Origin of the sequence: Streptomyces sp. NBC_00554 (assembly GCF_041431135.1) — a bacterium.
Lineage (GTDB): Bacteria > Actinomycetota > Actinomycetes > Streptomycetales > Streptomycetaceae > Streptomyces.
In genome coordinates, this window is the sequence record NZ_CP107799.1 from 5,419,115 (window position 1) to 5,436,010 (window position 16,896).

The following is a 16,896-nucleotide window of genomic DNA, read 5'->3' on the forward strand; positions in this document are numbered from 1 at the left end:
ATGAGCAACCAGCCGTATGAGCCCCCGTACGAGCCTTCGTACGACTCCCCGTACGAGGGATACGACCCGTATCAGCAGCCCCAGCAACCCCAGCAGCCCGCGCCGCAGCCCGAGTGGCAGCAGCACACGCAGCAGTGGGAGGGGCAGACCTGGGAGACGCAGGCGCACGTTCCGGTGACCGCGGCGGACACGGCGTATCTGCCTCCGCAGGGGTACGGAACCGTAGGGCAACCTCTGCCGCCCGAGACGCCGGGGTACGGGTGGACGCCTGCTCCCGAGCCCTCTGCTCATGAGGCGCCCGGTGCCGCGGCCGGGGGGTGGGAGAGGGAGCCCGGCGCTGCGGGTTCCGTTGTGCCCACCCGTTCCGCCCCGAGCGGAACGCATGCCCACAGCGGAAGCGGCGGCCCTGACTACGGCCCCCCGACCATCACCGGCAACCCCCGCGTCACCGACGCCCAGCGCGCCCGTGCCGAGGGCCGGTCGCCGATCATCGAACCCGGGATCCAGCCCGCCGCGCTCACCGCGCTGCTCGGGCTGCTGCTCTCCGGTACGGCGGCGGTCGGGCAGTACGCCCTCGTCGTACCCCTCGTACTGCTGCAGGCCGTCACCGCGGCCGGATGGTTCCGGCTGAACGGGATGTGGCCGGCCCGGCAGGGCATCGCGCTGGCGTTCGCGGGCGCGCTGACGGCGGACGTGGCGCTGCTCGCCGCGGGCCGGGAGAACGCGCCCGCCGCGATCCTCGGCACCCTGGGCGTGTGGGTCCTGCTCACCCTGGTGCTTCAGCTGCGCAGTCAAGCCGACGCGGACACCCGTATGTCCGGTCTGATGGCGACCGTCGCCTCGGCGGCCCTGGCGATCGTCGCGACCGGGTACCTGGCCGCCGAGCCGGACGCCGTGACGGTGGGCGCCGCCGCGGTCGCCGTGGCGGTCCTCGCCCGCGCGCTGCCGCTGCCCACGGCGGCCTCCGTCGTGGTGGCGCTGCTGGCCGCCACGGGCGCCGGAATCGCGGTCGGCGGGATCACGGACATCGGCACGCAGGGCGCCTTCATCGGCCTCGGCGCGGGCGTCTGCGCACTGATCGGCCACCGTGTCGCCAGCTACGACTACCCGTCCCGCTTCGTCCACTTCACCGCGGGCGTCGCCCTTCCGCTGGCCGTCGCGGCCCCGGCCGTCTACCTGCTGGGGCGCGCCTTCGGCTGAGCCTCCAGGCACCGGCTGATCGTCACAGGTGATCGACAACTGTCCCGAAGAGCCCCCGATTCGGGGGTTCTTCGGGTTTAGGCTCGCGCTGGACGGCCACTCAGGCCGTTGAGACCTGGCCGAGACGGGGAACCCCGAGCATGCGCGCACTGCGAATATTCCTGATCGTCGCTGTCATCCTGGGCGGCCTGTTCGTCATCGCGGACCGGGTGGCGGTCGGTTTCGCGGAGGACGAGGCGGCGGACCGGATCAGGACCACCGAGGGCCTGGCCAGCACCCCCGACGTGTCCATCGAGGGCTTCCCCTTCCTCACCCAGGTCGTCGGCGGCGAGTTCGACGACGTGAAGATCGGCATCAAGGACTACGAGGCGTCGACGACCGGCACGGGCGACGCCGTCAGCTCCATCCGCATCGACGACCTCAACGCCGAGATGCACGGCGTGGTCTTCAGCGGCGACTACAGCTCCGCCACCGCCAGCACCGCCACCGGCACCGCGACCATCTCGTACGCCGAGCTGCTGAAGGCCGCCCAGTCCGGGCCCACGGATGTCACGACCGGCGTCACCGCCGAGGTCGTCGGCCTCTCCGACGGCGGCAACGGCAAGATCAAGGTCTCCGTCGAGGCGACCGTCCTCGGCACCAAGCTGCCCCAGCCGGTCTCCGTGCTCAGCTCGGTCAGCGTCGAAGGCGACACGGTGAAGGTGCACGCCGACTCGCTGCCGAATCTGGGCGTCGACCTCGCCGAGGACACGGTCCGCACGGTCACCGACTTCGAGCAGAAGATCGACGAACTGCCCGGCGGCATCCAGCTCGACAAGGTCGTGGCGGCCAAGGACGGCGTCGACATCTCGGTGAAGGGTTCGGACATCAGGCTGGTCGGGTAGGAGGGTCCCCGGACCTCCCCGGGGTGGATTGTTCGTCCGAAGAGCGAGACGTTCCCGTCCGTCCAGCAGATGTGATGGCGGATACAACACGGGCACGGGCGCCCGAAAACCGTACGGACACGGCCCGGTCGATCCACTCATCCCACATTGCGGACGATCGCGTCTCAGCATCCGACACGCCGGTGACATGCCCGCCTGTCCGTCCCTACGATCGGACACATGAAGCGTCAGGCGGATCTCACGAAGCGGCGGGCAGTAGACCTGTGCCGCGTCGCCGCCATGCTCTGTCGCACCTTCTGAGCGGAAGCTTCGTTACTTCCGCGAGCCGGGCCCTTCGACCTCCTGCGTCGGGGCCACCCCTGCGCCGCACAGCCGCCAACGGCATGACCGCGCACCCCTCTCCACACGCACCGCCCCGCCGCAACTGCCCCGGAGGAGAACAAGCATGAGCCGCAGCGACGTCCTGGTAGACGCCGACTGGGTCCAGGACCACCTGGAAGACCCCAGCGTGGCCATCGTCGAGGTCGACGAGGACACGTCCGCCTACGAGAAGAACCACATCAAGAACGCGATCCGGATCGACTGGACCAAGGACCTCCAGGACCCGGTACGCCGTGACTTCATCGACCAGGAGGGCTTCGAGAAGCTCCTGTCGGCGAAGGGCATCGGCAACGACACCCTCGTCGTGCTCTACGGCGGCAACAACAACTGGTTCGCCTCGTACGCCTACTGGTACTTCAAGCTGTACGGCCACGAGAACGTGAAGCTTCTCGACGGCGGCCGCAAGAAGTGGGAGCTCGACTCCCGCGACCTGGTCGTCGAGGTGCCCGAGCGCGCCGCGACCGACTACAAGGCCAAGGCCCAGAACACCGCGATCCGCGCCTTCCGCGACGACGTCGTGGCGGCCATCGGCTCGCAGAACCTGGTCGACGTGCGGTCGCCCGACGAGTTCAGCGGCAAGCTGCTCGCGCCGGCCCACCTCCCGCAGGAGCAGTCGCAGCGTCCGGGTCACGTCCCGTCCGCGCGCAACATCCCGTGGTCGAAGAACGCCAACGACGACGGCACCTTCAAGTCGGACGACGAGCTCAAGGAGCTCTACGCCGAGGAGCAGGTCGACCTCGCCAAGGACACGATCGCGTACTGCCGTATCGGTGAGCGTTCCGCGCTCACCTGGTTCGTGCTGCACGAGCTGCTCGGTGTGGAGAACGTCAAGAACTACGACGGCTCCTGGACCGAGTACGGCTCCCTGGTCGGCGTCCCGATCGAGCTCGGCGCCAACAAGTAACCCTCGAAGTCAAGGCCTGAAGGACGGAAACGAAACATGTGTGGAGCGAAGGCCGGCGGCCCCGACGCCTCGACGATCAAGCCCGGTGAGACCACGATCCAGGGCCAGGTGACCCGCGACGGCGAGCCCGTCACCGGTTACGTACGCCTCCTGGACTCGACCGGTGAGTTCACCGCGGAGGTCCCCACCTCCGCGACGGGCCAGTTCCGCTTCTACGCGGCGGAGGGCACCTGGACCGTACGGGCCCTGGTCCCCGGAGGCACCGCGGACCGCACGGTCGTCGCCCAGACGGGCGGCCTCGCCGAGGTCGCCATCGCCGTCTGACGGCACCGAAAAACACACTGAAGGGCCGCACCCCAGGGCTGGACGCCCGGGGTGCGGCCCTTTGGCGTGCGCGGGCCTACGCTGGATACATGTACGCACGACGGCGTCACGTGTACTTCGCCATGATGGGGACGTGCATCGGGTTGTTCGTCCTGGCCTGGGCGGTCGTACGGATCTGGTCGATTCCCGTGGCCGTGGGGATGTGTGTGGTGGCGATGGTGATCCCGCCGCTGGCCGCTATGGCGGCCAACCGGCGGGGACCCGACGACCGCTGGTGGGACGACCCCTCGGGTGATCCCAAGTCCGACGACTGGTGGGACGAGCTGGACGGGAAGAAGCGGCGCCAGTAGGAAGGGACCCATGTCGCCCGTGAGGCTGTCCACCGTCGCGTTCGAGGCCCCCGACGCGCATGCGCTCGCCGGGTTCTACATGCGGCTCCTCGGCTACGTGGTCCGCGCGGAGGAGCCCGACTGGATGCTGATCGGCCCGCCCCAGGGCGGTACCGCGCTCGCGTTCGAGACCTCGCGCGGCTACGTCCCGCCGGTCTGGCCCGCGGGCCCCGGCGACCAGCGCATGATGCTCCACCTCGACATCGAGGTGGACGACCTGGCGGCGGAGACGGCCCGCGCCCTCGCCGAGGGCGCGAGGCTCGCCGACTACCAGCCGCAGGAGGACGTACGGGTCCTTCTCGACCCGGCGGGGCATCCGTTCTGCCTCTGGGTGCAGACGCCTCAGGAGTCCTAGCCGCCTCAGCCGCTTCCGAGGCTTCGGCCGCCTCAGTAGACGAGCGCCTGCGTCTCCTCCGCCATCGCTTCCTGTACGAACACCTGGGCGCCCGCGATGCGTACGCCCTCCAGGACGTCCTTCTCGGTGATCTCGCGCCGGGCCGCGCACTGCGTGCACAGGGTGATGCGGCCTGCCGCCAGGATCGAGTCGATCAGATCGGGCAGCGGCGCCGCGTGCGGCAGCTCGAACTCGGCGGCGCGGCCCGGCAGCGCGAACCACGCGGACTCCCCGGTCAGCCACAGGGACACCTCGACACCGCTGGCCACGGCCACCGCCGCGACCGTGAATGCCTGCGAGCAGCGCTCGGGCGCATCGGCCCCAGCCGTCACCTTGATCACGAGCTTCTTCGCCATGCCCGAATCGTAGTCGCGCGGTAGTCCGAACCGTGATCAGCTCCCGTGCAACCCAAGGCGCCGGCCATGAGTCTCCTGTGCGCGCGGATACGGAATCCGTGCTTCGCGTTCGTGGGGGGACGTTGTGGAAGTACCCGAAGTGCCCGAACTACCCGAAGAGCCTGGGATATCCGAAGAACCTGGGATATCCGCGGTGCCCGAGGTTGTGCCCGCTCCCGCGCGGCGCCGGCGACGGGGTCGTACGACCCTGTTGATCGCCGCGGCCGCGGTGCTCGGGCTCGGCGCCGGTACCTGCGCCGGTTTCCTGATCCAGGCCGACCGCGAGCCCACCAAGCTGCCGTCGCTCTCGCAGCCGGTGCTGACGCAGGCCAAGGGCGAGGGACCCGAGCCCCTGTCGGCCGCGCAGGACCGCCAGGTGAAGACCGACGGCGACCTGCGCAAGCTGCTGCTCGCGAAGCCGAAGGGGGCGAAGGAAGCCGACTGGCTCACCGGTGACGGCTGGATGGACATCGCCGAGTACGCGGACATGTTCGAGAAGCCGGACGGCGCCTTCGAGGAGCTGGCCGGCGAGGAGTTCCGGCGCGTCGCCGAGACCGGCTGGAGCGTGGGCAGCACGTACACCGTCGACATCCGGCTCGTTCAGTACCGCCAGGAGGAGTACCTCGCCGCCGCCGAGGCCGCCGACGACGGCCACTACTGGGCGCAGGACGAGGAAGGCACCGACAGCTGGGCCATTCCCGGCACACGTGACGGCATGGCGTACGTCCACACCAAGGCCGATACAGAGCCCGGCTACCTGCCGTTGTACGGGGCCGAGGCGCACGCCTACCGCGGTGACATCGCCGTGGAGATCTGGGTCTACGACACCAAGCCGATCTCCAAGGCGAAGATCATGGATTTGGCCGAGCGGCAGGTGGGACGGCTGTGAGCGAGCAGATCGAGCAACCTGTGAACCCGGGGCCTGCGGGTGAGTTCGGCCCTGTGGAGCCCGCACCGGAGCCCGTACCGGAGGTACTGGACTCCGCTCCTGAGTCACCGGAACCCGCGCCCGGCAAGAAGCCCGTGCGCTGGGGCCGTATCGCCGCCGTCGCCGGTTCCGTGGTGCTGCTCGGTGCCGTCGTCGCGGGCGCCGGGTACACGGTCGTGACCGTCGGCGACGCCGACCGGGACGCGGGCGCGCCCACCTGGACCTTCCCGAAGGCCGCGAAGGACGACGCCAAGACGGCGAAGGCGGCCTCCGGACTGGCCGCGATGCTCGTGCCGTACGACACCGACGGCTGGACCCGGGGTCCGGACATCGCCGAGTACGGCTCCGACGCCTCGCTCAGCGGGGCCCAGGCCGCCGCCCTGCGCAAGAAGGCGCTGAGCGACCTGCCCCGTTCCGAGCGGCGGCAGCTGGAGAAGGAGATCGACAAGCAGCGCACCAAGGGCATGGCGATGCGCAGCTACGCCGATGGCGTCTCCACCGTGAGCATCGTGCTGGCGCAGATGGAGGACAAGAAGGCGGTCCGGGGCATGTCGACGTTCCAGAACGAGTTCTTCGACGCTCTCGGCACCTCCCGCAAGGGTCCGAAGATCGAGGGCTACAAGAACGCCGAGTGCTTCCTGCCGGACACGGACTCCGACGAGAAGCTCGACATGATGGTCTGCTCCGCCTACCAGGGTGACGTGCTGGTCAGCGCCACCGCGTACGGGGTCAAGCCACTGGACACCAAGGGAGTCGCCGCGCTGCTGCGCGAGCAGCTCGACCGCATCGCGGAGCCGGGGGAGGCGGTATGACGACCGAGCAGAGTGAACAGGCAGGGCAGGGCGAGCAGGCCGAGCCGCCGGTGCCGGTGCCGGTTGAGGATCAGGTGCCGGTTGCGGATCAGCCTCCGGCGGAGGAGTCGGCTGAGGCTCCGGCAGAGACGCCGACTGTGGCTCCTCCCCTGCCACCCATGCCCGAAGCGCCGCCCGCCGTGGTCTTCGAGCCCGTCCCGCCCGTCAAGAAGGACCGCCGGGTCCTCCGTGCCGTCCTGCGCTGGACCGCCGCCGTCGTGGTCTTCGCGGCGGTCGGTACGTCGGCGGCGTACGGCATCACGCGGATGGAGCGCACCGACGTACCGGGTCTGGCGACCGAGCCGGACGGGCGCTGGGAGTACCCGACGATCAGCAAGCCGCCGCTGCCCTCCGGCAGCCCGGGTCCGTTCGCCGAGGAGAACACGGCCGGCGCCCACTACGCCGACCTGCGGAAGCTCCTGCTCCCCGCCCCGAAGGGCGCGAAGGCCGACGCGGCGCTGCGCGGCGAGGACGGCTGGCTGGCGACGAAGACCTTCCTGACGGAGTACTCCACGAAGTACGAGCGGGACTCCGTCGGGCAGCTGCTGACCGACTACGGGCTGCGGCACATCGCGGCGCGCGGCTGGACCACGCCGGACGGCACGCACACGCGGATCTACCTGCTGCAGTTCGGCACCGCGGCCGTGGCCGACGAGCTGGTCTCCAACGAGCTCATGAGCTTCAACTCCCCGGTGTACGCGGCGCGCGGTACCGAATTGGTCAGCGCGGACGCAGGTCTCGCGGAGGTCGCCCAGGTCCCCGACGTCACGCGCTACGCGTACGCGGAGACCAAGCCCTACGGCCCCGAACAGGTCCGTCAGGCGTACCTCTCGGCGGCGGACACCATCGCCGTGGTCCTGCAGTCCCGCAAGGGCACCGCGAAGGCCGTGCCGTTCCAGCAGACGGTGGTACTGCAGAGTCAGCTGCTCGGCTGAGCCCGGACCTGAGAGAGAAGGCCGGGCCCCAGCCGTCTAAGCTGGGGCCCGGCCCTTTACCGCCTTCACCGTGTCACCCGAGGAGCACCCCGTGCTTGAGGCATTCTTCGAAGCCCTGCTGGCCCTTGTCTGTGTCGGCGTTCTCGCCTTCGCCGGGCTGACCGTGAAGAAGCTGTACCAGGGCCAGCGCTGACCCCCACGAAGAAAAGCTGCTCATGATCGAGATCCCGTCCGACCTGCACAAGGACCTGCTCCCCATTGCCTTCCTGCTCGGCAACTGGGCAGGCGCGGGTGTCCACGACTTCCCCGGCTCCGAGAAGTGCAACTTCGGGCAGGAGGTCACCTTCACCCATGACGGGCGAGACTTCCTGGAGTACCACTCGCACACCTGGGTCCTCGACGCCGACGGGAACAAGGTCAGGCCCCTGGAGTCCGAGTCCGGCTTCTGGCGGATCGACGCCAACCGCAAGGTCGAGGTCGTCATGACCCGCGACGACGGTGTCGTGGAGATCTGGTACGGCGACCTGGCCGCCAAGCAGCCGCAGATCGACCTGGTCACGGACGCCGTGGCGCGCACCGCCGCGTCGGGCCCGTACACCGGTGGCAAGCGGCTCTACGGGTACGTGAAGAGCGACCTCATGTGGGTCGGCGAGAAGCAGACCCCCGAGGTCGAGCTGCGCCCCTACATGTCCGCGCACCTGAAGAAGGTCGTCACCCCGGAGGACGTCGAGCGCTGGGCCAAGGCCCTCCCGGACGACATGCCGGACGACGGCATCGCGTTCTTCAAGTAAGAGATCTTCCCGGGACCGGCTTCGGGCGCTCTTAAGCAGCACACAGACGAACTTCACGCTGTTCTGATCGGGGTCGGCAACTCTGCTGGAGTGACCGGCCCCACAGCTGTTTCCCGCAGTACCCACGGCGCTCCCGGCGCCCCCAGCGCCAAGGTGCTCGTCGTCGACGACGAGCACGCCGTCCGCGAGCTGCTCGCGGAAACGTTCCGCCTGGCCGGCTTCGACGTCACCGCCGTCGCCAGCGGGGTCGCCGCGCTGAACACCGCGTATGCCGAGCCCCCCGACCTCGTCGTCCTCGACATCCGCCTCCCGGACTTCGACAGCCTGGAGGTCGCCCGCATCCTGCGCGACGACGGCCACGACGTCCCGGTGGTCTTCCTCCCCAAGCCCTTCGTCCTCGAGAACATCGTCACGCGCGTACGGCAGATCCTGACCGCCTAGCAGCGGCCTACACTGGGCGGCGTGGTAAGCACCGACTGGAAGAGCGATCTGCGGCAGCGCGGTTACCGGCTGACCCCGCAGCGGCAGCTTGTGCTCGAAGCGGTGGACACGCTGGAGCACGCCACCCCGGACGACATTCTGGTCGAAGTGCGCAAAACGGCGTCGGGCGTGAACATCTCGACGGTCTACCGGACGCTGGAGCTCCTCGAAGAGCTCGGCCTGGTCAGCCACGCGCACCTCGGGCACGGCGCCCCGACGTACCACCTGGCCGACCGGCACCACCACATCCACCTGGTGTGCCGGGAGTGCAAGAACGTCATCGAGGCCGACACCTCGGTCGCCGCCGAGTTCACCGCGAAGCTCCGCGCGACGTTCGGCTTCGAGACCGACATGAAGCACTTCGCGATCTTCGGCCTCTGCAAGGACTGCTCGCTCAAGAATTCAAATACCAAGTCGTAGGCTAGGCATATGAAGAGCCCTCTGCTGTCCCTGCCCGGCGCCGTCTCAGCCGAGGGCGTGGACGAAGGCGTCGCCGCCCACTACGGAGAACTGTTCCGCGAACAGCGTGCCCTCGCTGACGGCACCGGCTTCGTGGACCTCTCGCACCGCGGCGTCGTCACCGTCACCGGGGACGACCGGCTGACCTGGCTGCACCTGCTGCTCACCCAGCATGTGACTGACCTCCCGGTGGGCCTGGCCACCGAAGCTCTGATCCTCACCGCGCACGGCCACATCGAGCACGCGCTGTACCTCGTCGACGACGGCACCACGACCTGGGCCCATGTGGAGCCCGGCAGCCAGGAAGCGCTGATCGCGTACCTGGAGTCGATGAAGTTCTTCTACCGGGTCGAAGTCGCCGACCGGACGGACGAGTTCGCGGTGGTGCACCTGCCGGCCGGCTCCATCGCCGAGGTCCCGGAGGGTGTCGTCGTACGCGAGACGCCGTACGGACGTGATCTCTTCCTCCCGCGTACGGAGCTGGAGTCGTACGCCGCCAAGAGCGGTCCGGCGGCCGGACTGCTCGCGTACGAGGCCCTGCGTGTCGAGAGCCACCGGCCGCGCATCGGCTTCGAGACCGACCACCGCACCATCCCGCACGAGCTGGGCTGGATCGACAGCGCGGTCCATCTGCAGAAGGGCTGCTACCGGGGTCAGGAGACCGTCGCCCGCGTACAGAACCTGGGCAAGCCCCCGCGCCGGCTCGTCTTCCTCCACCTCGACGGCAGCGAGGTCCATCTCCCGCCGCACGGCACCGAGTTGCGCCGCGCGGACGAGGGCCCCGACGGCCGGAAGATCGGCATCATCACCACCTCCGTACGCCACCACGAGCTGGGCCCGATCGCCCTGGCGGTCATCAAGCGGAACGTGCCGCTGGACGCGCCGCTCCTCGCGGACACGACCGCGGCGGCGCAAGAAGTCGTGGTCGAGCCCTAGCGGCTAGATCTCGACGAGGACCGTGAACGGGCCGTCGTTCGTCAGTGAGACGCGCATCTTCGCGCCGAAGCGGCCCGTCGCCACCGTCGCGCCCAGGGAACGGAGTTGGGCGACGACCTCGTCGACCAGGGGCTCCGCGATGTCGCCGGGGGCGGCCGCGTTCCAGGTGGGGCGGCGGCCCTTGCGGGCGTCGCCGTACAGGGTGAACTGGCTGATGACCAGCAGCGGAGCGTCGATGTCCGAGCAGGAGCGCTCCTCGCTCAGCATGCGAACCGACCAGAGTTTGCGGGCGAGTTGGGCCGCCTTCTCCTTGGTGTCCTCGTGGGTGACCCCGACGAGGACGCACAGCCCCTCGCCGCTGATCTCGCCGACCGTCTCGCCTTCGACGACGACGCTCGCGCCGTCCACTCTCTGCACCACCGCACGCATGCGGACCATCATGCCGTGCGCGCGGACGGGCACCCGGTGCGGGCCCTTCGTGTGATTTCTCAGGTTCGCCAAACCCCCATCTGGGGCCGATCGGGGGCACTCGGTCACATAGCGACCACTCGGGGTGGCACCATGCGGGGTGTTGCGGTGCATTCATGGGCGCATCCATGGCGCATTCATGGGATGGACCGCGCCGGTCGAGGGGACGGTAGAGGCACATGAGCACACCGAGTAGTGGGCAGCCGCCCGGGGTCGTGTCACTGACCCGTACGAGCCCGCGGGCGGGACGGACAGGGCGGACGGCGGGGATGCCGGCCCGGCCGCCGGTCCAGCGCATCGACAGCCCTCTGTCCCCCGAAGACCCGCTGCACGACCTGGCCCTGCTGCGGCTGCCCGAGCTGCGCGTGCTGCGCCGGGATGCCCAGCGGGACGAGGCCGACCTCAGCTATGTGCGGCGGCTGCTCCAGGGGCGCATCGACATCCTGCGGGCCGAGCTGGCGCGCCGCGGGGGAGTGCGGGCGCCCGGTGCGGGGCAGCCGCGGGTCGTCGGTTCGGGGGAGCTGTCGGTCATCGAGCGGCTCTCGGAGATCCTCACGGACGCGCCCGCCCGGCACCGTTCCTCGGCCCGCCATGTGACGGTGGGCACACCGCACGGCGAGGAGTACCGGCGGCTGGCCTCGGACATGCTCTCCGAGGTGGAACTGTCGGACCTCGACGCCCGTACGGACGAAGAGCTCGGCGCGGGAATGGGACGGCTCGTACGGTACGAGCAGCAGGTCTCCCGGCGGCGCCAGCAGCTCCAGCGCACGGCGGACGACTGCAGCGCCGAGATCGCCCGCAGGTACCGTGAGGGCGAAGCGCAAGTCGATGACCTGCTCATGTGACGGACCTGTTCGCGTGGCGGACGTGTTCGTACGACGGACCTGTTCGTGTGACGTGGCGCCCCGGTGATCCCGGGGCTGTCCCGGTACGGCTGCCGGGGCGGGTCTCCGTCACGGAAGGCCACCGCCGATGTCCGCCGCCCGCCCTGAAGTCCCTGTGCCGTCTGCCATACCCCTTGCACCTCCTGTCCTCGCCGAGGTCGTACGTTCCGGTTTCGTCGAGGGCCGCCACCGGGGCAGCCTGGTGCTGCTGGCCGCGGACGGGTCGGTCGAGCTGGCGCTCGGCGATCCGGCGGTGCCGGTGTTCCCGCGTTCGTCGAACAAGCCCATGCAGGCGGCGGGGATACTGCGCGCCGGGCTCGACCTCGCCGGAGAGCGCCTCGCCCTCGCCGCCGCCAGCCACTCCGGAGAGATCTTCCACCGCGACCTCGTACGGAAGATGCTGGGCGAGCACGGGCTGACCGCCGCGCAGCTCCAGTGCCCGCCGGACCTCCCGCTGGACCGGGTGGAGGCGGAGACCTACCTCGCCGCCGGCGCCGTACGCGACCGGGTCACCATGAACTGCTCGGGCAAGCACACCGCGATGCTGGCGGTGTGCGCGCAGCGGGGCTGGCCGCTCGACTCCTACCTGGACCCCGGGCACCCGCTCCAGCAGCAGATCCACTCCGTGGTCGAGGAGTCGGCCCGGGAGTCCGTAGCCGCGGTGGGTACGGACGGGTGCGGGGCGCCGCTTCTCGCGATCACCCTGACGGGCCTGGCCCGCGCCTTCCGCTCCTTCGTCCTCGCACCCCCCGGCTCCGCCGAACGCCGCGTCGCCGACGCCATGCGCGCCCACCCCGAGTACGTCGCCGGCACCCGCCGTCCCGACACCTGGCTGATGCGCGAGGTGCCGGGCGCCCTCTCCAAGATGGGCGCGGAGGCGGTCCAGGCGGTCGCCCTGCCGGACGGGCGGGCGCTCGCGTTCAAGGTCGAGGACGGTGGGGGACGGGCGCTGGGACCGGTGCTGGCGAGGGCGTTGGGGTTGCTGGGGGTGGACGCACCGGTGGTGGCGCGGATCGGGCGGGAGCCGTTGACGGGTGGGGGGAGGGAGGTGGGGGAGGTGCGGGCGGCGTTCTGAGGTTCTAGCCCGTCCGGCGTTTGAGGACGAGCGCGCAGCGCGACAGGGGGGTCTGGGGGCGCAGCCCCCAGGAACGGGACGGGCAGGGGCGGAGGGGGCGAGAAAAATCCCCGCGACACCCCACCGTCGTACACCTAGCGTGTTCCCATGACCCACCGCGACGCCATCGACGTACGAGCGATCACCGAAGCCGAGACACCGGACTGGATCCGCGCCCTGAACACCGGCTTCCTGCGCTCCCCCGCGGTGACGGAGACCGAGATCGCGGATCGGAGCTCGTACATCATCCCGGAGCGAACCCTCGCCGCGTTCGACGCAGGCCTCCCCCACTCTCGGCTTCGCTCGAGCGGGGGGACCCCCATCGTCGCGACCTTCAGATCGTTCCCGCAGGAGCTCACCACGGTGGGCGGAACCCCCGTCCCGGCGGACGCGATCACGAACGTCACCGTCACCGCCACACACCGCCGCCGAGGCCTCCTCACCCGCATGATGGCGACGGACCTCGCGGCGGCCAAGGAACGCGGCGACGTGGTGGCGACGCTCATCGCCGCCGAGTACCCGATCTACGGCCGGTACGGCTTCGGCCCCGCCACCACCGCCGCCGCGTGGACCATCGAGGTACCCAGGACAGGCCTCGACCCCCGCTGGTCGGGCCCGGCCGACGGCGCCCGTATCGACCTCGTCGACGGCGAGGACGTCCGCAAGATCGGCCCCGAACTGCACGAACGGCTCAGGCGCACCCAGCCGGGCGCGGTCAGCCGCGACGAGCGCTGGTGGCAGACCAACACCGGCGTGCTGATCCTGGACCGCGCACCGTGGACGGAGCCGTTCTACGCCGTGTACCGCTCGGCGGCCGGCGAGGTCGAGGGCCTCGTCTCGTACGAGTCGGACGACAAGTGGCACGACAAGCAGCCGCACGACACGGCGGACGTGAACTGGCTGATCGCGGTGACGCCGGCGGCGGAGCGCGCCCTGTGGCAGTACCTCTGCTCGATCGACTGGATCACCAAGGTCAAGACGGGCTGGCGGTCCCCCGACGACCTGCTGCCGCACTTCCTGCCCGACCCGCGCGCGGCCAGGATCTCCACGCAGGCGGACTGGCTGTGGGTGCGGATCCTGGATGTCGTACAGGCTCTGGAGGCACGTACGTACGGCGGTACGGGGACGCTGGTGCTGGAGGTGACCGACCGGGACGGGCTGTCCGCCGGGCGGTACCGGCTGGACGCCGGGCCGGACGGGGCGGCCTGCGCGCCGACCACGCAGGACGCCGAACTCACGCTGGACGTGGGCGAGTTGGCGCGGCTGTGGCTCGGGGACGAGTCGGCGGTACGGCTCGCTGCGCTGGGGCGGGTCCGGGAAGAACGAGCGGGCGCCGCCTCCGTGGCCGACGCCCTGCTGCGCACGTCCAGGCGACCGTGGTGCCCGGACATCTTCTGAACGAATGCGGCTGGTGCTCCTTCCGTGCCGGTGAGTGCCGGTGAGTGCCGTTGATCCGTAGCTGTAGCTATTCAGTTGTGGTTGTGGGTGGTGCTGACTGACCGGGCTCCCGGCTCCCCTCCAGGGGGGAGCCCGGTCAGCCGGACCGTCCGGGCGGTGGCGCCCGTTCAGCCGGACTGGGCGAGCAGCATCACGAGGATCACAGCTCCGATGCCGCTGATCATGTTGTTCTTGGCCTTGATGCCGACGGTCAGCGCGACGAACGCGATGATGCCCATCGGCCCGTACTTCCACTGGATGAGCTGTTCGAATCCGATGGCGAGGGCGGCGACGATGATGGCGATGAGCGGCATGACGGTCCCTCCTTGGGGACGGGGCGAGCGGACCCCCGCTGGGATCCGTCCACCTGGTCGACAGTTGCGACCCTGGCGGCCAACCCCCGGGAAGTTTGACCATGTTGCTCAAGTTGGTGACCAACTCAATGGTAGTTATCTCCGCGTTGGGTCGACTCATAACCACCTATCAGGTAACTGCCCAAAGATGGCGGGAAGTTGTAGGGTTTGGTCGTGGACCAGGAACTCGCCGCCGTCAACGGGCGGAACAGGTCGCCACGGCCACTGACGTCGCACCGCGAGGTGGCCGACGAGCTGCGCAGCCGGATCAGGTCCGGTCAGCTGCGGGCCGGACAGCGCATGCCCACGCAGGCCAAGCTGGCGGACGAGTTCGGCGTCGAGCGCGGGGCCGTACGGCAGGCGCTGCGCATCCTGCAGTCGGAGCGTCTGCTCGTCAATGTGTCCAAGGGGAGCCCGGCGACCGTGGCGAACGACCTGGGAAGGGCCCTGACCGGTCCCGAAGCTCCACCGCAGCCCACCACGGTGGCGCTCGGCGCGCGGATAACGGAGGCCTTCTCGGCCTCTCATGTGGAGATCGACGCGCTGTGCCTGACGTCGATCTCACTCACCCTCGCCATGAGCGAACCGCTGCGTCAGATCCACGCCGAGCGAATAAAACCAGCCAGGATCGATGTCCGCGTGATGCTCCCCAGCGGTGACATCCCGCTTGCCTTCCCGGCTCCGGTGGAGGCGACGGCCGAGGGCCAGCCCCCCGACGGCCGGCTCCAGCGCAACTGGCTGGCCAACCGCAACGCCCAGGGGCAGGTGCTGCGCCACAACCTGCTCGCGCTGCGCGCCACGCACGGCATCGAGGTCAACGTCACCTTCCGCGCGCTTCCCTTCACGCCGCCCGTGAAGCTGTACCTGCTCAACGGGTCCGAGGCGCTCTTCGCGTACTACACCCTCACCAAGCGCGAGGAGGAGATCGATCACGTGCACCTGGAGATGTACGACGTCCAGGGCACCCAGTCCATGCTCTTCCCCTTCGTACAGGGGGCCGGGCTGCGGGACACGACCTTCGTCGAGCAGTCCCACCTGTGGTTCAACGCACTGTGGGAGACCATCAGTTCCGAGCTGGTGCTCACGAACTGAGGTCTCCCGGGTGGGAGTGGGTCCGGTTGGGATCCACGCGGGTCAGAGGGCGGGTCCCGCGACCATCAGGGCGAGCACGACCGCCCCGATGGAGTAGCAGGTGGGGCTCTTCGCCTTGATCCCGATGGTGAGCAGCAGCAGTCCGACGATGCCCGACGGGCCGTAGTGCCATTGGACGAGCTGCTCGAAGCCGACGACGAAGACGGCGGAGAGGAGGGCGATGACGGGCATGGTGGTTCCTCCTGCTTCTGAGGGAGACGGGCCGGTTGGGAGGAGGGGAGGCAAAACTTCCGCCAACTTGACCAAGTTGGCAACCAACTATGCTTAAGTTGTCCCCACTTGGCTGGTACTCATAAACAACTTTCAAACAACTCCCCATAGATGGATGGGAGTTGTAGCGTTTGGTCGTGACCCAGGAGAACGTGGCAGTGAACGGCAGCAGAAACTTCTCGTCCCAGGACATCGCCGACGCCCTGCGGGACCGCATCCGCGCCGGTGACCTCAAGGCGGGCGACCGCCTGCCCACCCAGGCGGAGCTGGCGGAGGAGTTCGGCGTCGAGCGCGGCACCGTCCGCCAGGCCCTCAGCTCCCTCCAGAGCGACGGGCTCCTCAGCAACACCGGCAGGGGCAGCCCGCCGCGGATCGCCGAGGTGCCGGCCGTCCGCGACGAACCCCAGACGACGATGGTGGGCCTGGCGCCGCGCCTCGCCGAGGCGTTCGCGGCCCCGCACGTCCGCATAGACGCGGCATGCCTCACCGCGGAGACCCTGATGCTGGCCCTCGGTGAACCGGTGCGCCTGATCCACGAGGGCACCATCCTCCCGAAGTCGATCGACGTCCGGATCCTGCTGCCCTCCAGGGACATCACCCTGGCGTTCCCGGTCCCGGTGGAGGGCCGCACCGACGACGACCCGGTCCACAAGCGCTGGCTCGCCCAGCGCAACGCCCAGGGCCACGTCCTGCGCCACAACCTCCAGACCCTGCGCCACTCGCACAAGATCGACGTCCGCGTGACCTTCCGCGCCCTGCCGTTCACCCCACCGGTGAAGCTGTACCTCCTCAACGAGTCGGAAGCGCTGATGGGGTACTACATGATCACCAGACGCGAGGAGACGGTGGACACCGGCGGAGTACTCGACATGTACGACGCCCTCGGCTCCACCTCGCTGCTCTTCTCCTTCGAGAAGCAGGCCGGCCATCGCGATGCCTCGTTCGTGGAGGAATCCCAGAAGTGGTTCGATGCCCTCTGGGAAACCATCACCACTGACCTGACACTCTCCTAGTGACTCCTGATACG

Annotated in this window: 23 protein-coding genes; 19 read left to right on the top strand and 4 right to left on the bottom strand. The window is 69.5% G+C overall.

The genetic code is table 11. The features are described from left to right. From OG266_RS23795 to OG266_RS23825, 7 genes are all read left to right on the top strand, one after another. Positions 1-1,200 (top strand): hypothetical protein, encoded by a 1,200-nt coding sequence (locus OG266_RS23795; protein WP_371548281.1) that lies wholly within the window; start codon positions 1-3, stop codon positions 1,198-1,200. 140 nt (positions 1,201-1,340) lie between these two features. After that, positions 1,341-2,084: a DUF2993 domain-containing protein gene (locus OG266_RS23800; protein WP_266459297.1), complete on the top strand. Its 744-nt coding sequence runs from the start codon at positions 1,341-1,343 to the stop codon at positions 2,082-2,084. A gap of 219 nt (positions 2,085-2,303) precedes the next feature. Next, positions 2,304-2,384, top strand: a complete 81-nt coding sequence (locus tag OG266_RS23805) for a putative leader peptide (protein WP_350310325.1) — start codon at positions 2,304-2,306, stop codon at positions 2,382-2,384. A 145-nt stretch (positions 2,385-2,529) separates the two neighbouring features. Beyond that, positions 2,530-3,369, top strand: a complete 840-nt coding sequence (locus tag OG266_RS23810) for a sulfurtransferase (protein ID WP_266459300.1) — start codon at positions 2,530-2,532, stop codon at positions 3,367-3,369. 36 nt (positions 3,370-3,405) lie between these two features. Continuing rightward, on the top strand, positions 3,406-3,693 hold the full coding sequence (locus OG266_RS23815) for a DUF1416 domain-containing protein (RefSeq protein WP_054232391.1): 288 nt from the start codon (positions 3,406-3,408) through the stop codon (positions 3,691-3,693). Between the two features lie 89 nt (positions 3,694-3,782). Further along, positions 3,783-4,043, top strand: coding sequence for a DUF3099 domain-containing protein (locus tag OG266_RS23820; RefSeq protein ID WP_266459303.1), 261 nt, complete (start codon positions 3,783-3,785; stop codon positions 4,041-4,043). 10 nt (positions 4,044-4,053) lie between these two features. Continuing rightward, a complete protein-coding gene (locus tag OG266_RS23825; protein WP_371548282.1) occupies positions 4,054-4,437 on the top strand; it encodes a VOC family protein in 384 nt (127 codons plus the stop codon). A gap of 32 nt (positions 4,438-4,469) precedes the next feature. On the opposite strand, the gene OG266_RS23830 is transcribed toward OG266_RS23825, so the two are convergent. Next, complete coding sequence (locus OG266_RS23830) at positions 4,470-4,832, bottom strand: DsrE family protein (protein ID WP_266459308.1); 363 nt, start codon at positions 4,830-4,832, stop codon at positions 4,470-4,472. Between the two features lie 193 nt (positions 4,833-5,025). Here OG266_RS23830 and OG266_RS23835 point away from each other — a divergent pair, with 193 nt between their 5' ends. From OG266_RS23835 to OG266_RS23865, 7 genes are all read left to right on the top strand, one after another. Further along, on the top strand, positions 5,026-5,760 hold the full coding sequence (locus OG266_RS23835; protein WP_371548283.1) for a hypothetical protein: 735 nt from the start codon (positions 5,026-5,028) through the stop codon (positions 5,758-5,760). Further along, positions 5,757-6,611, top strand: coding sequence for a hypothetical protein (locus OG266_RS23840; RefSeq protein ID WP_371548285.1), 855 nt, complete (start codon positions 5,757-5,759; stop codon positions 6,609-6,611). The genes OG266_RS23835 and OG266_RS23840 overlap by 4 nt, the downstream gene beginning before the upstream one ends. Further along, the gene (locus tag OG266_RS23845) at positions 6,608-7,585 is read left to right on the top strand and encodes a hypothetical protein (protein ID WP_371548287.1); all 978 of its coding nucleotides are present in this window, start codon (positions 6,608-6,610) and stop codon (positions 7,583-7,585) included. Before OG266_RS23840 ends, OG266_RS23845 begins: the two co-directional genes overlap by 4 nt. 215 nt (positions 7,586-7,800) lie before the next feature. Then, positions 7,801-8,376 carry an FABP family protein gene (locus OG266_RS23850; protein ID WP_329546850.1) on the top strand — a complete coding sequence of 192 codons (576 nt, stop codon included), beginning with the start codon at positions 7,801-7,803 and terminating at the stop codon, positions 8,374-8,376. Positions 8,377-8,466: 90 nt separating this feature from the next. Continuing rightward, positions 8,467-8,817: a response regulator transcription factor gene (locus OG266_RS23855; RefSeq protein WP_266459317.1), complete on the top strand. Its 351-nt coding sequence runs from the start codon at positions 8,467-8,469 to the stop codon at positions 8,815-8,817. A 21-nt stretch (positions 8,818-8,838) separates the two neighbouring features. Further along, complete coding sequence (locus OG266_RS23860) at positions 8,839-9,276, top strand: Fur family transcriptional regulator (RefSeq protein WP_326722218.1); 438 nt, start codon at positions 8,839-8,841, stop codon at positions 9,274-9,276. A 9-nt stretch (positions 9,277-9,285) separates the two neighbouring features. Beyond that, on the top strand, positions 9,286-10,251 hold the full coding sequence (locus OG266_RS23865; RefSeq protein ID WP_371548291.1) for a folate-binding protein YgfZ: 966 nt from the start codon (positions 9,286-9,288) through the stop codon (positions 10,249-10,251). A 3-nt stretch (positions 10,252-10,254) separates the two neighbouring features. On the opposite strand, the gene dtd is transcribed toward OG266_RS23865, so the two are convergent. Beyond that, complete coding sequence (gene dtd / locus OG266_RS23870; protein ID WP_371548293.1) at positions 10,255-10,680, bottom strand: D-aminoacyl-tRNA deacylase; 426 nt, start codon at positions 10,678-10,680, stop codon at positions 10,255-10,257. A 218-nt stretch (positions 10,681-10,898) separates the two neighbouring features. On the opposite strand from dtd, the gene OG266_RS23875 reads away from it, so the two are divergent. From OG266_RS23875 to OG266_RS23885, 3 genes are all read left to right on the top strand, one after another. Beyond that, positions 10,899-11,564: an AmfC protein gene (locus OG266_RS23875; protein WP_371548295.1), complete on the top strand. Its 666-nt coding sequence runs from the start codon at positions 10,899-10,901 to the stop codon at positions 11,562-11,564. A gap of 127 nt (positions 11,565-11,691) precedes the next feature. After that, positions 11,692-12,678, top strand: a complete 987-nt coding sequence (locus OG266_RS23880) for an asparaginase (RefSeq protein WP_371548297.1) — start codon at positions 11,692-11,694, stop codon at positions 12,676-12,678. Positions 12,679-12,825: 147 nt separating this feature from the next. Continuing rightward, complete coding sequence (locus OG266_RS23885) at positions 12,826-14,115, top strand: GNAT family N-acetyltransferase (RefSeq protein WP_371548299.1); 1,290 nt, start codon at positions 12,826-12,828, stop codon at positions 14,113-14,115. Positions 14,116-14,282: 167 nt separating this feature from the next. Here OG266_RS23885 and OG266_RS23890 read toward each other — a convergent pair whose 3' ends face one another. Further along, a complete protein-coding gene (locus OG266_RS23890; RefSeq protein WP_266459344.1) occupies positions 14,283-14,468 on the bottom strand; it encodes a hypothetical protein in 186 nt (61 codons plus the stop codon). 207 nt (positions 14,469-14,675) lie between these two features. Here OG266_RS23890 and OG266_RS23895 point away from each other — a divergent pair, with 207 nt between their 5' ends. After that, the gene (locus OG266_RS23895; RefSeq protein WP_371548302.1) at positions 14,676-15,599 is read left to right on the top strand and encodes a winged helix-turn-helix domain-containing protein; all 924 of its coding nucleotides are present in this window, start codon (positions 14,676-14,678) and stop codon (positions 15,597-15,599) included. A 42-nt stretch (positions 15,600-15,641) separates the two neighbouring features. Here the strand turns inward: OG266_RS23895 and OG266_RS23900 are convergent, their stop codons facing one another. Next, a complete protein-coding gene (locus OG266_RS23900; RefSeq protein WP_266459350.1) occupies positions 15,642-15,830 on the bottom strand; it encodes a hypothetical protein in 189 nt (62 codons plus the stop codon). A gap of 170 nt (positions 15,831-16,000) precedes the next feature. Between OG266_RS23900 and OG266_RS23905 the strand changes: the two genes are divergently transcribed. Further along, complete coding sequence (locus OG266_RS23905; RefSeq protein WP_266459353.1) at positions 16,001-16,882, top strand: winged helix-turn-helix domain-containing protein; 882 nt, start codon at positions 16,001-16,003, stop codon at positions 16,880-16,882. Positions 16,883-16,896 lie beyond the last annotated feature (14 nt).